Source organism: Bacillus sp. JJ1122 (genome assembly GCF_036964885.1).
In the GTDB taxonomy this organism is placed as follows: Bacteria; Bacillota; Bacilli; order Bacillales; family Cytobacillaceae; genus Mesobacillus.
This window is the reverse complement of sequence record NZ_JBALQL010000016.1, coordinates 63541-78001: the sequence shown is the minus strand read 5'-3', so window position 1 is coordinate 78001 and position 14461 is coordinate 63541. Positions and strand designations below refer to the sequence as shown.

At 41.1% G+C, this 14461-nt stretch carries 12 protein-coding genes; 3 read left to right on the top strand and 9 right to left on the bottom strand.

What is annotated here, in order from left to right; translation table 11 throughout:
- Positions 1-129: 129 nt before the first annotated feature.
- The 6 genes from V7201_RS10245 to V7201_RS10220 form a co-directional block, all read right to left on the bottom strand.
- Positions 130-873: a DeoR/GlpR family DNA-binding transcription regulator gene (locus V7201_RS10245; protein ID WP_335376655.1), complete on the bottom strand. Its 744-nt coding sequence runs from the start codon at positions 871-873 to the stop codon at positions 130-132.
- A gap of 21 nt (positions 874-894) precedes the next feature.
- The gene (locus V7201_RS10240) at positions 895-1812 is read right to left on the bottom strand and encodes a ribokinase (RefSeq protein ID WP_335376654.1); all 918 of its coding nucleotides are present in this window, start codon (positions 1810-1812) and stop codon (positions 895-897) included.
- Positions 1813-1828: 16 nt separating this feature from the next.
- Positions 1829-2800 carry an ABC transporter permease gene (locus V7201_RS10235; protein ID WP_335376653.1) on the bottom strand — a complete coding sequence of 324 codons (972 nt, stop codon included), beginning with the start codon at positions 2798-2800 and terminating at the stop codon, positions 1829-1831.
- The gene (locus V7201_RS10230; protein WP_335376652.1) at positions 2797-4302 is read right to left on the bottom strand and encodes a sugar ABC transporter ATP-binding protein; all 1506 of its coding nucleotides are present in this window, start codon (positions 4300-4302) and stop codon (positions 2797-2799) included. The genes V7201_RS10235 and V7201_RS10230 overlap by 4 nt, the downstream gene beginning before the upstream one ends.
- 76 nt (positions 4303-4378) lie before the next feature.
- Positions 4379-5461: a sugar ABC transporter substrate-binding protein gene (locus V7201_RS10225; protein WP_335376651.1), complete on the bottom strand. Its 1083-nt coding sequence runs from the start codon at positions 5459-5461 to the stop codon at positions 4379-4381.
- A gap of 75 nt (positions 5462-5536) precedes the next feature.
- Positions 5537-6466, bottom strand: a complete 930-nt coding sequence (locus V7201_RS10220; protein WP_335376650.1) for a sugar phosphate isomerase/epimerase family protein — start codon at positions 6464-6466, stop codon at positions 5537-5539.
- A 256-nt stretch (positions 6467-6722) separates the two neighbouring features.
- On the opposite strand from V7201_RS10220, the gene V7201_RS10215 reads away from it, so the two are divergent.
- Both V7201_RS10215 and V7201_RS10210 read left to right on the top strand, forming a co-directional pair.
- Positions 6723-6938, top strand: coding sequence for a DUF1659 domain-containing protein (locus V7201_RS10215; RefSeq protein WP_335376649.1), 216 nt, complete (start codon positions 6723-6725; stop codon positions 6936-6938).
- 36 nt (positions 6939-6974) lie between these two features.
- Positions 6975-7193: a DUF2922 domain-containing protein gene (locus tag V7201_RS10210; protein ID WP_335376648.1), complete on the top strand. Its 219-nt coding sequence runs from the start codon at positions 6975-6977 to the stop codon at positions 7191-7193.
- A gap of 143 nt (positions 7194-7336) precedes the next feature.
- On the opposite strand, the gene V7201_RS10205 is transcribed toward V7201_RS10210, so the two are convergent.
- The gene (locus V7201_RS10205) at positions 7337-7540 is read right to left on the bottom strand and encodes a hypothetical protein (protein ID WP_335376647.1); all 204 of its coding nucleotides are present in this window, start codon (positions 7538-7540) and stop codon (positions 7337-7339) included.
- A 283-nt stretch (positions 7541-7823) separates the two neighbouring features.
- Between V7201_RS10205 and V7201_RS10200 the strand changes: the two genes are divergently transcribed.
- Positions 7824-8678 (top strand): hypothetical protein, encoded by an 855-nt coding sequence (locus V7201_RS10200; protein ID WP_335376646.1) that lies wholly within the window; start codon positions 7824-7826, stop codon positions 8676-8678.
- Positions 8679-8820: 142 nt separating this feature from the next.
- Here V7201_RS10200 and V7201_RS10195 read toward each other — a convergent pair whose 3' ends face one another.
- Both V7201_RS10195 and V7201_RS10190 read right to left on the bottom strand, forming a co-directional pair.
- On the bottom strand, positions 8821-10068 hold the full coding sequence (locus V7201_RS10195) for a helix-turn-helix domain-containing protein (protein WP_335376645.1): 1248 nt from the start codon (positions 10066-10068) through the stop codon (positions 8821-8823).
- 140 nt (positions 10069-10208) lie between these two features.
- On the bottom strand, positions 10209-14396 hold the full coding sequence (locus V7201_RS10190; protein ID WP_335376644.1) for a S8 family serine peptidase: 4188 nt from the start codon (positions 14394-14396) through the stop codon (positions 10209-10211).
- Positions 14397-14461 lie beyond the last annotated feature (65 nt).

Here is a 14461-nt window from a genome sequence, read left to right as displayed (position 1 = left end):
GAGAACCGTCCCCACGTTCACACCCATGTTCAAACTGTCCAAAAAAAGAGAGTGAATCAAGTTTCCCTGTTTCACTCTCTTTTCTTTAAACATAAATTTGACGACAGTTAAAACAATATAAGTTCCTCTTTAATCCGCAATAAAATATTCTATTACGCCTTCAAGTGAAGGGATAGGTTTATTTGTAATAAGTGTACAGTCCTTTAGTTCAAAAGCTTTACATAGTGTACTTTTATTAAATTTCGAACTATCTGCCAATACATAGCATTGTCTCGAGTTTGTATTGGCGATTGTCTTTTTGCTAGCTTCACGGAAATCTGGCGTATTGATGCCCACTTCAAGTCCAAAACCGCTAGTACCCAAAAAGGACCTGTCGAAGTTCATACTTTTCAAAGCTGCATCTGTCAAAGGTCCTGAAATGGAATCCAGGCTCTTATTCACTTCCCCTCCGACGATTATGCAGCTTTCAATTCCGTTTCCGTTGATTTCATTTAAGACCTGAATATTTGAGGTTACTACCCTTATGCCTTTTGCTTTTATGTATTTAACCATGGCAGAACAAGTGGTACCTGAGTCAATATAGATGACTTCTTCGTCCTCTATAAGCGACGCAGCATATTTAGCGATTTTCTCTTTATCTTCTTTATATAGAAGCTTCTTGGTACCGACTGGTATTTCATATGCATCCAGCTTTAACTTTACCGCTCCACCCCTGAGGAGGACGATATAGTTTTCATCCTCCAAGGTTTTCAAATCCCGGCGGATCGTAGATTCAGAAACGCCATCAAAGATCTTTAAAAAATCTTCAATATACATAATTTGTTTGTTTTCCAGCTCATCCATGATTTTTTCGCGTCTAACATATGGAATCATATCTAAAACCTCTATAACTATTTATTTAAATTTCCCCACTACATCACTTAAAGTTGGCATCGCTTCCTGAGCACCAATGTTCATAACCGTCCTGGAGCTCACCAATGCTGAAAACTTCCCCATGTTCTCATGAGACGTACCATTTATAATTGAATATGCCAGAGCACCAACGTAGGAATCGCCAGCCCCAGTAGTTTCTACTACATCCACCTTTTCAGGCTTAATCCTGTACATCTTAGTTCCATCATATAAAATACTGCCTTTTTCTCCAAGCGTAATGACCAATAAATCTTTCGCGTATTGTGACAACTCTGCACACACAGCTTCGGCATCTTCAATTGAAGCAACATTTGTTCCAGCATAAAAGCTAGCTTCTGTTTCATTAACTACTAAACAATCAACCAGTTTTAAATGCTCTTCATCCAGTTCAATTGCCGGCGCAGCATTTAATATCACATAACAATCATGCTCTTTTGCCATTTTTATTGTATATTCTACAACCTCTTTTGGCACTTCCAATTGCAAAATAACAATTTTACATTTTTTAATGATTTCTTCAGCCCGATCGACATCCTCACTCGTAAGGCTATGATTGGCACCTTTCGAGATCGTCGCGATAACGCTTCCATCTTCCAGAGCATTAACGACTCCAAGGCCAGTGTTCAAACCTTCTGCTGAAGATACATAATCGAGATTCACTCCATAGCTGCCAAGGCTGGTTAGCATTACATTGCCGAATGCATCATTGCCGACTTTGCCTACCATATGCGTTTCCAACCCTAATTTAGCACACTGTACAGCCTGATTGGCACCCTTTCCTCCGCCACAAAAGGAAACATGATCCGCAGAGTAAGTTTCCCCAAGCCGAGGAAGTCTCTTTTGTTTAAAAATGATATCGTAGTTTATGCTTCCTACAACGACAACAGCGTCATTTTTCATAATCAGCTACCATCCCCTATGCTGCTTTCTTTTTGGCAAACTTAATATTTTTGACTTTATCCTGGATTACTTCAAAGTAAGCTGCTATCACTATTATCGCACCTGTTGCAATATATTGCCAAAAAGTATCTACACCGACAACGACTAAACCAACCTTTAAGGTAGATAAAAGTATAGCACCAAGTAAGGTTCCAATCATCGTTCCTCTTCCACCAGCAAGGCTAGCACCGCCAATCGCTGCAGCAGCAATGGCATTCAATTCATAAGTTTGGCCAGCGGCAGGCTCCCCAGAACCAAGACGCGCCAATAACACCATTCCTGCAAGGGCTGCACCAGTTCCTGAAATCGCGTAAGCAAGCATTTTACTTCTATTAACATTGACACCAGATAAAATCGTCGCTTCTTCATTTCCGCCAATTGCATATATATATGTTCCAAGTTTAGTATATTTAAGGATAACATGACCCACTACAGCAAACGCCAGCAAAACAAAGATTGATACCGGAATGCTGCCCAAAAATTTCGAGTTGAAAATATCACGGAAGTTAGAAGGGATATCTAATACTGGCCAGCCTCCGGTTATGATGTATGCGACACCTCTGTAAGCACTCATTGTACCAAGCGTAGCAATAAACGGCTGAAGTTTCAGCTTGGAGATCAAAAACCCATTGAACATGCCTAATAAAAAGCCAAGGCCGATTCCGCAAACGATTGCTAAAATAGGATTCATTCCCCTTACAAGCAAATCACCGACGACGACAATCACTATGGCAAAAATAGAGCCAACAGACAGATCGATTCCACCCGTAAGGATTGCATACGTAATCCCAAGAGCAAGAAGGCCGTTGATAACACTTTGATCCATTATGTCGAGCAAGTTGCCAGTACTTAAGTAAACTGGCTGTATAATTGAAAAAACAATAACCATGATAAAGATCGCTGCTACTAAGCTGAGTTCACGATTCAAACTTGCTGATTTTAGCTTCATTGTTTTACCCCCATAGCATACTGAAGAATATCCTCTTCCGTAAGGTTTTCATTTATATATTCTTTCACTTTCCTGCCTTCCCGCATGACAATGATCCGGTCGCTTAGCCCAAGCACTTCAGGAAGTTCTGAGGAAACTACAATAATTGACTTGCCTAGTTCAAGCAATTCCTCAAGTACACGGTAAATCTCTGCTTTTGCCCCTACATCGACCCCTTTGGTTGGTTCATCCAGAATCAATATCTCAGCATCTGATGATAACCATTTAGCGATGACAACTTTCTGCTGATTCCCACCGCTCAGGTTTACCGTCATATAATGAGGGTCTCTTGGCCGGAAATTGATTTCTTCAGCATATTGGATGCAGTTATCCGTTTTCTTTTTATGATTTAATAGGCCAAACCTCGTGAACTTTTCCATCTTTGTAAGGCCTACATTATTCGCATTATCAAAGTACTTAATGAAACCTTCTGTTTTTCGATTTTCCGGAATCAGCCCAATACCCAACTTGACTCCTTGTTCAGGTGAATTAATTTCTACCTGCTTGCCATTGATTTTGATTATGCCTGCAGATTTTCGATTTGCTCCGAATATGGTTCTCACCACATCGGTTCTCTTGGCTCCAACTAAGCCAGCAAATCCAAGGATCTCCCCTTTTCTAAGATGGAAATTAATATCTTCAAAAACACCATTTACAGTTAAATTCTCTACTTCCAATACTTTTTCATCAGAAACCTGAAGCTTTTTATTCCGAACAGCATACGCAGAAACATCACGGCCAACCATTTTCTTAATTAATTCTTCTCTGGTTATATCTTTTATATTGAATGTGTCTATGTGCTTGCCGTCTCTTAACACAGTCGCACGATCACAAATTTCAAAAACCTCATCGAGACGGTGACTGACATACAAAATCGTGATTCCGTTCTTCTTTAACTCCTTAATAATCGAAAAGAGTGAGCCAACTTCCTGGTTTGTCAGTGAAGCAGATGGCTCATCAAATGAGATCACCTGGGCATCATGGTATAACCCCTTTGCGATTGCAATCATTTGCATTTCTCCGGTGCTTAGCGTTCCAGCAATATCCTCACTCTTGAAATTGCATTTCATCTTTTTGAGGATTTCATTTGCTTCCTTATGAAGCGTTTTATAATCTATGAATATACCTTTACGAGGCTCATTGCCAAGAGCAATGTTCTGTCCCACTGTAAGCTCAGGTATTAAACTGACTTCCTGGTGAACTTTTGAAATCCCATCTTTAATTGCTTCATTTGCATTTTTATAAGAAACAGCAGTTCCTCGTATTTCTACAGTACCTTCATATTCTGAATTGACCCCATGAAGGATATTTAAAAGCGTTGATTTTCCAGCTCCATTTTCACCTAACAGAGCATGAACCTCCCCTTTTTCAATATTAAAGCTCACATTGTCCAAAGCTTTAACACCGGGGAAAATCTTTGAAATGTTATGAAATTGAATGATGCTTTCCTTTTGATTCCCCATGATCGATTCCCCTTTTTAAAAACTATAGTCGAATCAAGAGATCCGACTATAGTTTTAAGCAATTAATGATATAGATTTAGTTACCTACTTCTGGATCTGACCATTTGATGATTTCTTCAGCCGGAACATCAACATTTGTACTGTCAATCAAGGCCTGAGGTGTCCAAATAACTCTCGGTAATTTCTGTCCGCCAAGTTGACGGAGAGCCATTTCCACTGCAATCTGTCCCTTATATAATGGGAAAGAGTCGATTGTAGCATCCATTTCACCTTTTCTGATAGAATCATAGGCTTCACCGATTCCATCAACTCCAACAACCAAAATATCTTTTCCAGATTCATTTACAGCCTCTTGCGCCCCTAAAGCCATCGTGTCATTGTTCGCAAAAATAGCTTTCAAGTCAGCATGTTTTTTAATCCATGTTGCTGCAATATCTTTTGCTTTAGAACGATCCCAGTCAGCGTTCTGCTTTTCTGCGATTCCAATGTCAGGAGCATTTTCTTTCATCCAAGTTTCAAAACCTAATGTACGCTGTCTTGCCGCGAATGCCTTTGGCATGCCGACGATAATAGCGACCTTTCCTTTGCCATCAATCTTTTCAGAAACCCACTCGGCAAGCAATTCACCATTTTGATCTGCCTTTGGACCAACGAAGTTTGGTGCTTCTTTAATGATTCCATCATTCACGTTTATTACAGGAATATCTGCATCTAAAGCGCTTTCAACACCTGGAACAAGGTTGCTGTCCGAAATAGGGGAAAGTAATAAAGCAGTGTATTTTTTGTTAATCATATCTTTTACAATCGATAATTGACCTTCTTCATCTGATTCCCCTTGTGGAGACTTCATATCGACTGACAAATTAAAGCCTTTATCGCTGAATTTCTGAGCACCTGTCTCCATACCTTCCTTAAGAGTTCTCCAGTATTCATTTTCAAAAGCTTTTGCAACTCCACCAAGCTTAATTTCATCCTGAACCATCGGAATAGCACCAAGGCTATCCCTTACTTCTTCATAAGTCTTACCGTCTGCATTATCAGGGTTGAATGATTGATCCTTGTTTCCGCCACTGCCGCCGGTGCTGCTGCTGCATGCAGTCATTAGCAATGAAAATGCCAAAGTACTTGTTACCAACAATTTTTTACTATTTTTCTTCATAGCCAATCCTCCCATTTTCATCTTAAATATGTTTATAGATTGAAAAACTTCCTACTGGATATAGCAGACTCCTTCTTACTTCAGGCACTGGTAAAATAGTTCATTGACGGCAATGGCATCATTTTTCCCTATTGTCTCTTGAATAGAATCAAGGCCAATACTATCGACTAACTCACTAATTTTTTGGATGACCTTTACATTCTGGCGGATTTCAGCGATTGGTTCTTCCCTTATTGGGAACGTATCGAAATAGATGACACCTTGATAATCATACTTTTTGAGATAGTAAATGAATTCCAAAGTTTGCATGAAAGACACTGTTCCAACCATAAGGCCATCATCATGTGTGCCATAGCCATCATTAATGTGGACACCAAACAGTTTTCCTCGATCTGCCGCAAGGCTCAAACCATAGGCTGGGTTTTCCCGCTTCATCAACATATGGCAATAGTCAACCGTCACCCCAACATTTTCCCGATTCACTTCGTTTACCATTAAGAGCGTGGTACCAATGCTGTCAATCAACGCGTAAGACCTTTCCTGATACGGCTTGTATTCAATGCTTATTTGCAGGTCTTGTGCGTAGTCAGAAAGCGAAGCAACGTATTCGCTCACCTGATTCCATGCTTTCTGATAATCACTTTGAAAAGGATAATCGAACCCATCAAAACCTAACCACAGAGTGATGACCTTTCCACCAAGTTCACGGCAGGCATCCGCCGCTTCCTTGCATAGTTGATAAGCATCTTCAGAAATTGACTGGTTGCTGTTCCCCAATTCACCGTTTATGAAATCCTTTCTGAACCTTAACGCCAAACCATTCACTTCTAAATTTGCAAGTTTCAAAGTTTCCTGAACTTCACTTACAGAGTACTGAGAAAAATGCTCTGGATAATTGAGATCCACATGTGTAATGCCTGAAATTTCAGATATTTTTTTCAATGCTTCTTTTATATCACCGTTAACTGTTGGCAAGATAGAATTAATCCTAGTTGCGAGTTTCATTGACAGCCTCCCTATGTAATTTTGACTTCGTAAATAGAATTTAACATCTTGGGAAACCGTTTTCAATAGATTTTTTCATTTTATTTCATTTTTTTTTATTATTTTTCATATTTTTTCACTAAAATCCATGAGAACATGGGGACGGTTCTCTTGTTCCACTTTGGAACGCGAGAACCGTCCCCATGTTTTTTCTTTCCCACCCTGTCCTTTTCACTCTCCCGATTGTATATAGAGTGTGAAAGGTGGTGAGGGAAAAATGGCAATGGCGATGTTGAAGGATTCATCAATCAGACTTGAGTTCGAAACTGGCATGAATGAGAAGGGCGAGCCGATCTACAAGGGCAAAACTTACTCAAATATCCGCAAAGAAGCAACTGCAGATCAGGTAGACCAGGCTGCTAAGGCGCTGGGTGGTCTTAGCGCAAACTTGCTTAACTCTGTTGAGCGTAACGACAGCTTTGAAATCATCTAATCTGACATTCAACTAATCTAATAGGAGGTGGAAAACATGGCAAAAACACTTGAATTGCAATTTGTCACCGACCTTGGCAAAACAACCAAGCTGACGGTAGATAACCCAAAGGAGCCTATTGATCCAGCAGCAGTCAAGCTGGCAATGGAGCAAATCATAGCTTCAAACGCGTTCCAGAGCAATAACGGTACCCTTGTCAGCGTCAACAGCGCCCGCGTTGTTGAGCGTAATGTAACTGAATATGAGTTAGTTTAATAAAAGGAATGAAGCCGGCCACCCTCTTGGGTGACCGGCTTTTGGTACATGGGGACGGTTCTCATGTTACAAAAACACGATACCGAATCAACCTCTGCAAACTGTTTATGCAGATTAGCTTCCACGTTGTTTGGACCTGAAACTTACTTACCCTTTGATTCACTCTTCCCAACTTCAACCCCAATCGTGAAAATCTCAATAGAAAAGTCGCCTATCAACTCTTCGAAATATTCCATCGGGATATGGACCACCCCAAACTGGTTCAGCCAATCCACTTGCTTCTTAATCTCCAATAACACCTTTGTCGTCTTTACTCCCGCTAAAATAATACCTTCACGCTTGTTCATCTTCTTCATCCTTTCAACATTTAATAGGTGAGGAAATCATCCTCGGCCGTATAAACGTTTAGGACCACTAAAAGGAGCAGCAAAATGTTGATTTAGAATAAAAAATATTTTCAGCTCTGGTACATAGAGAAAGTTCTTGTATTACTGCCCCAAAATTTAAAACGTGAGAACCGTCCCCATATTCACAGCAATCTTTCACAAATCAGACACAACTATCTCTCTACCATCATATCCTTTTTGTCTTCCTTTCCTTATATAGACTGTGAAAGGCTGGTGCAAAAAAATGATGATTAAATCGGGTGTCATTGAGGGCTTTGAAGGGTATTCGCAGTTTGCTGCGCTGGGGGAATTCAATAATCATCTTGAAATGTGGATGGTGGAGCATAAGAAGGATTTTACGAAGGGCGAGTTAATCGGCTTGAAACGCCTGGCTCGTTTTGCGGCTAAGATTCCTGGAATAGCTAATGCGAAAATTGGAACCGTGCTAAAAGCGATTTATGAGGAATATGGGGAGATGGGGATGATTTCCCGTTCGACTTTTAAAAGAATGATCATCAAAGCTGGCAAACTTGGCATTTTTACAGTCTACGAAACGGAGCGTAAGAATGGCTCACAATCGAGCAACCTTTATGTATTCAATCGCTTTCCACTTAGCGAACTACCGAATGAGGAAATATTGAACTACCATAATAAAACTATCATTCTTTCTAAAACTAACATTAAAAAGAATAATAAACGTGAAGATAGCCCTGTGAATGAAATACCAACAGATTCAGCTGAAAGGAAAATAGCAACTCTGTCAACATCACTTAGCGAAAAAGCACCTGAAGACCATCTATTTGTTAGTGACCGGATACCAAAGCCATTCACGGATTTAGTAAAATACTTCTTCCCAACAGCAAAGGCAATCGAGGAATTCTGGAGAATGACGATGATCTCTGCATATCGCCATAACTACGAAAACGAAGCCGAAACTCTATTAACAGTGTCTCTCGATTCATTCAAACAGCTCGTTCGTAAGCTGAAGTTATCTGCCTCGGTAAAAAATCCGATTGCCTACTTTACTGGGATTTTGAACAAGAAATTTCAGGAGGTTTACTTTTGGGAGCTGTTTGAAATGGGGTTTGAAGCCCTTTGAAACATAGGGCAGTGCCACAAGTTTCTGCACAAAAATAGAGAGTACCAAATTTGCTGACCCTCTCTACAATGAAATTAAACAAAAGAAAGACACAGGGACGGTTCTTGCGTTCCACTTTGGAACGTGAGAACCGTCCCCATGTTCACTCATAATTATAAAAGCTTTTCTTGGAGTTTATGTACTTGCTGGCGAGTTCTAGGGCTTTGGCTTTGTTGCCTTTTTCGAGATTGTATTGAAAGAGTTTTCGTTCGTAGTGATCAATGAGGATGACGTATCCGATTTCTTTGTAGTGGGGGATGATCGTTTCCTCGACGAATTGGTAGTATTTTTCTTTTTGTTTTGTTAGTTCATATAAATGCAGCTGAAAGTCAATCCAGGTAGGGGCGTTGCTTGATTTGGCCTGCTTCATGCCTTTTTCTGCAAGTGGGATTAGTGTGGCTTCTGAATATAGCTTCCCACTGTAACAAGTATGAATATAGCCATCTAAACTGGATAGATAATGTGGCGATGCCTCTCCCAATAAATCGATGGCTTTCTGATAGTAATCTGCAGATTCTTTGTACATCTTACGACGATAGCATTCAAATCCCAGGTTATGAAAGATCTTTCCGATCCGGTCTTTCGAATGAAGAGATTCACTCAATTTGATCAATTGCTCATACTTTGCCTTCGTCTCGACAAAATCGTGAAGTTCTTTTGCATTTAACTGGACAATTAATAACATTTCCGTATCAATAATTCGAATGATATTCAATTTTCTTTGAAAAAAGCTCAACGCTTTCTTCCCGTAATAATAGGCGGTTATATTTGAATGAATGGCATGATAAGCAAGGGCTAAATGATAATAATATTCTTCATTGCTATATTGTTCGGGGTTGATGGAAGTTAAACAGGCAATACAATCTCGATATTGTCCTTTTAAAAAGTGGTAGATTCCAAGAATGTGCTTTAATGTGTTTTGATTCTGAGGAGACAGATCAGCCTCTTGTTTTTGCAGGTTTTGTATCATTTTAAAAGCCAGTTCAAGGTTTTGTTCAAATAGGTAATACCTTGCTGAAAGCAATTGGAATACTACTTGAAACTCGGGCATGCCAATTAATCTTTCTTGTTCAAGCTCCTCCTTTAAGGATCTTGAATCACCTTCACGCTGCATGATCATTGCTTCCAGCCATTGATTGAGTTTCTGTGATGATTGGTGATAGCGGATGATTTCTGCTTCAAGGTTGATGGTTAATCTTTTTGCGAGAAGAATGGTGATTTCAGGAGAATATTCGGTAATTCCTCTTTCAATCTTACTAAGATGGGTCACAGAGCATATTTCATTGCACAGCTCTGCTTGTCTCAAATTTGCTTTCTCTCTGTAAAATTTAATGATTTTCCCCTCTATCATGCTGCACCTCAATGGAAGATTGTTTTTAACATTATAACAAAAGCGGGAGACTTTTCTCCCGCTTTTTCCTGTTTGCTCTGTTAAATTGATTGCCGTTCCAAGTGCTTCACATTCCGCAGGACTTGTACTAGCTAAACTATTTATTCCCTCGGTTCAAGTCCAATCATTTTTAAGAAGTCCTTCAATCCCTTTTTCCCAACTGTCGCCATCGGCTGTGCACCTGCTCCTGCTGCCTGGCCTTTTGACAGGAAATTGGTTTCAATCAATCTGACATCGGTTTCATCGACGATGCCATCCTGATTAAGATCCAGGCGGATGCTTTCAGGATTCTTTTCTCCATAATGGTTTACAGCCTCTTTTATATCACGGATATCAATGATCTGATCTCCTGTTACATCACCCGCGAGATTCTTCCCTGGATTCTCTCTCCAGTAAACTCCGCGGAATTCGCCATCTACTTCAATGCCACCCATGAGGTTCTTTACCTGGGTAAGGTGACCTGGAATTTCAGTATAAATCGTATAAGAAATGTCTGCAGGAAGGACCACTTCATATAATCCCTTTTTGTCGAAATTGGCAGGAAAGATGGTTCCATCTTTTCCTTTTGCATATACCTTTGCATTCAGCTTTGTTAGATCATATTTATTATCGATCCAGCCGCCAGGCGTCAGGAATGCTTCAGGCATCATGTTTCCAGTGAGTCGTGTATGTTTGGAAATAACCTCGAAGCTTGTTAGGCCATAGGCTGGGACTTTTGTTAATCCTGCCATTCCTTGCTCTTGGTAAGTAAGTTCCTTCAAGCGGACTCCCAGGCTTTTACTGTTAAAAGTGTCATCAATCAGTTTAAAAGTAACATCCAGGAATGGGGTATCTCCACTAACACCCTCAAAGCCCTGTCCTTCTAGAGAAGCTCCTACCTTTACTGTATTATTGCCAACAACAGGCTCGTCCAGCTTCACTTCAGCACCCTTTTCCGCTGCAAGCTTTTTAAATTTTTCGTTTACTTTTACATGCTGGAATGCCATTGTGTCAACATACAAATCAATATTCAAGGAACCTGAAACGAATTTTTTCACATTATTTAAATCGAGGGTCACAGTGATTTCATCATTTAACTGTACACTTTTCTTATCAAATCGGCTCGTTGCGTACCCCGTTCCCTCTTTTAAAAATACGTATTTCGGAGATCCTATGCTGTTGGCTGCGGTCGCTAAATCCCATGGCATCAAACCTAGCTGATATGGCTTTGTTCCATATTCTTCAGGCAGTACTCCAAATTTAGTATCTCCATTATCGGCAACCGGCAGGAATCCAATGAAGAACGGAAGGCCGTTTTCATAGTATCCTACCGTATTCGATTTCTGTGTGTAATCAAAGCCCCTTTGCTGCAATAAATCGACGGTAGAGTCGGTCACTTTCCCATGCACCCATAGCGCGCGGTGGCCATCTTCATCTGTCAACATGCTATCATTCACTTCTGTTACACCAGGTTCAATGTCAAGCTCTACTTTTGGCGGTGTATTATCGACTACACCAACACTTTCAGAATGATAGGTTTCCCCGTCTTTGTCTGTACTAATCAAATCAAGTACGTATTCACCTTCCGGGAGCTTTTGGATATAGTCTGCTATTGGCTGCTTTTTGTTTCCGGTAAACGGATAAGCAAGTCCTCGATGGCCGAAGAAAATTAGATATTCTTTGTCAGGGACAGCACCTGTTGCATCGTAGCTGCCAATGACTCCAACAGCCTCCCCTGTTTTAGCATCTTTAACAATCAGGTCAAAACGCTCCATCGGGCTTTTGAACTTGAACACAAAATGCGTTCCAGGTGCATAGTACTGATGGAACGGTGTATTATTCGATACAGAAGGAGAAAGCGGCTCGGCATAAGCGATTCCTTTATCAGTCACACGGATGGCAAATGGAATCTGGTAGCTTTCCTCCGGGTTTGCTTCATTTGTAAAATGAATATAACCCTCGTAGCGTCCTAATTCAGCATCTTGCGGAACAAGAATGCCCGCTTCAATCTCCTTCGTCTCTCCTGCTTCTACCGATACGGTTTCCGGAAGCTGAACCTTAATTTTATTTTTCACACCATCCTGTACACCTTCTCTTGCCTGGTGATACTCGATTTCTGCCTTAAAGGTTTTACTTTGTGTTCCTTTATTCGTTACTTTGATCTTCCGGCTATCCTGTATATCCCCATCCTCGAGATAGTGGTTGCCATAACTGATGGAGCCTGTAATCTCTTCTACTTTTACATATTCGCCGTTCTCAATCTGGTCTGTTTTATCAATAACCTTGAAAGACACATCTGTATGCACCGCCTGATAGGCATCCAAACGGCCAGTCCCTACCTCATAGACCGAATAATTGCTCTTCAAATCATCTGCCGTGTTCATAAGTGCTGCTTTTACTGCAAACGGGTCAAGGTTCGGATTTTCCTGTAAAATCAATGCGGCTGCTCCAGCGACATGAGGCGTCGCCATAGAAGTTCCGTTCAGACGGGCGTAAGCAGCAGTATAATCAAGACCTTCTTCCGGGCTGTTCATATACTCAGGATAGGTCGAGAACACGGAAACTCCCGGTGCCACTAAATCCGGCTTAATGTCATAGCTGCTGTTGACCGGCCCTCTTGAGCTAAAATCGGCCAGAGAATCCCCTTCTGTTTTAATGGAAGAAAGCTGGCTAAAAGTAATTGCTGCACCGTTCATATCCTTGAGTTTCTCTCCGTCCGCTTTTGACAGCTGGAAAGTAGGTATATATTTTGTATTTTCACCGATATATACAGGGATTTCACCTTCTGCGTTATTATAGATAATTACTGCAATGGCCCCTGCATTTTTAGCATTTTGAACCTTAGCGTCAAAGGTAATCTCCCCGCGTTCAATCAGGGCAATTTTTCCGGTCAGATCCTGGCCATTGAAATCTTCTGACTTTCCTAAGCCTGAGAAAACAAGTGGATACGATTTCCCTTCTAAATCCTTCAGGTTATCGGTAAAATTCTTCGCGAGCAGTTTCATATTTTCAAAGCTTGAATCCCCGGCACTCGCTTTAAATGTCGGAATCGACATGGCCGCGTCACTTGCTCCTACGGTAATTCCAAATGCGCTTGTGCCTGGAGAACCAAGCGTTTTTTCATTCGGTCCGTTATTTCCAGCTGCCACTACCGAAACGACTCCAGATAGCATGGCATTATTAATCGCTACAGAAGTAGGGTATAGGGGATCGTTGACCGCTGCTCCAAGTGAAAGGTTGATGACATCCATGCCATCTGCAACCGCCTTATCAATTCCTGCCAGCACTCCTTCAGTCTGACCAGACCCGTATGGACCCAACACTTTATATCCATATAAATCAACATCAGGGGCAACCCCTTTTACCGCATAATCCACGCTGTTATGTTTTTGCGCGGCAATCGTACCCGATACATGTGTGCCATGTGAAGTATAATAGGATCCTCCTGTATAGCTAAATTCCGGATTGGTTGTGGCCTTCCAATCTGAATAGGTCGTCTCCATCGGATCAGCATCGTTATTAATGAAGTCCCAGCCCTTTACGGAAGCCGGATCAACGGCTTTAGGATCAGTGCCAGCCTGCCCGCGGTAGCCTTTATAGGAATCGGTTAAATCAGGGTGTGTATAATCAAGACCTGTATCCAATACCCCGACTTTAATGCCTTTTCCGGTGATTCCTTCATTATGAAGCTTATCGACACCAATTTGCGGAATGCTGTCTGCCATTTTCGGGGTAATTTTTGCCTGCTCACCTTTTGGAAAATCCAGTTGGACTTGTGCATCGTTCCAAATTCTTTTTACCGCCCCTGATTGAAGAAGCTCTTCAACCGCTGTTCCCGGTAGGCTCATAGAGACACCGTTAAATGCATGTTTATATTCTCGTTTCATTTCGATTTTACCAGGATCATAGAGCATGCCACTTCTCTTTGTTTTTAAAGCTTTAACATGTTCCTTGAATTCTTTGTGAGATTGCTCTACTTTTTCCTCCGCAATCCCAAGAGCCAGCTTTTTCCCCTTCAACGCTTGTTTCTTCACTTCAACCTTTGCAGGAGCCTGGTTGAACTCGACAATAATGTCCACCAGTTCAGGAGTTTTTGTATTCACTTCAGGTGAAATGATAAATCCCGGACCCACCTCAAGTTGCTGCAATGCCTCTCGTTGTTCATCCGAAAGACCGTTCAGGATCATTTCCGCCTCATCAACTGTTACCATAGATTTCTCTGCCATAACATTAAAAGGCACAGAAGCAGAAACCAATAAACCCGCTGCCAAAGCACCCTTTAATAGATTATTACGTCCCTTCATGCTCATCCCCCTGATTGCTAATTTATTAGAAAAGTAGAAATACTTTCTACATTCATAGTAAAGGGGCTTTC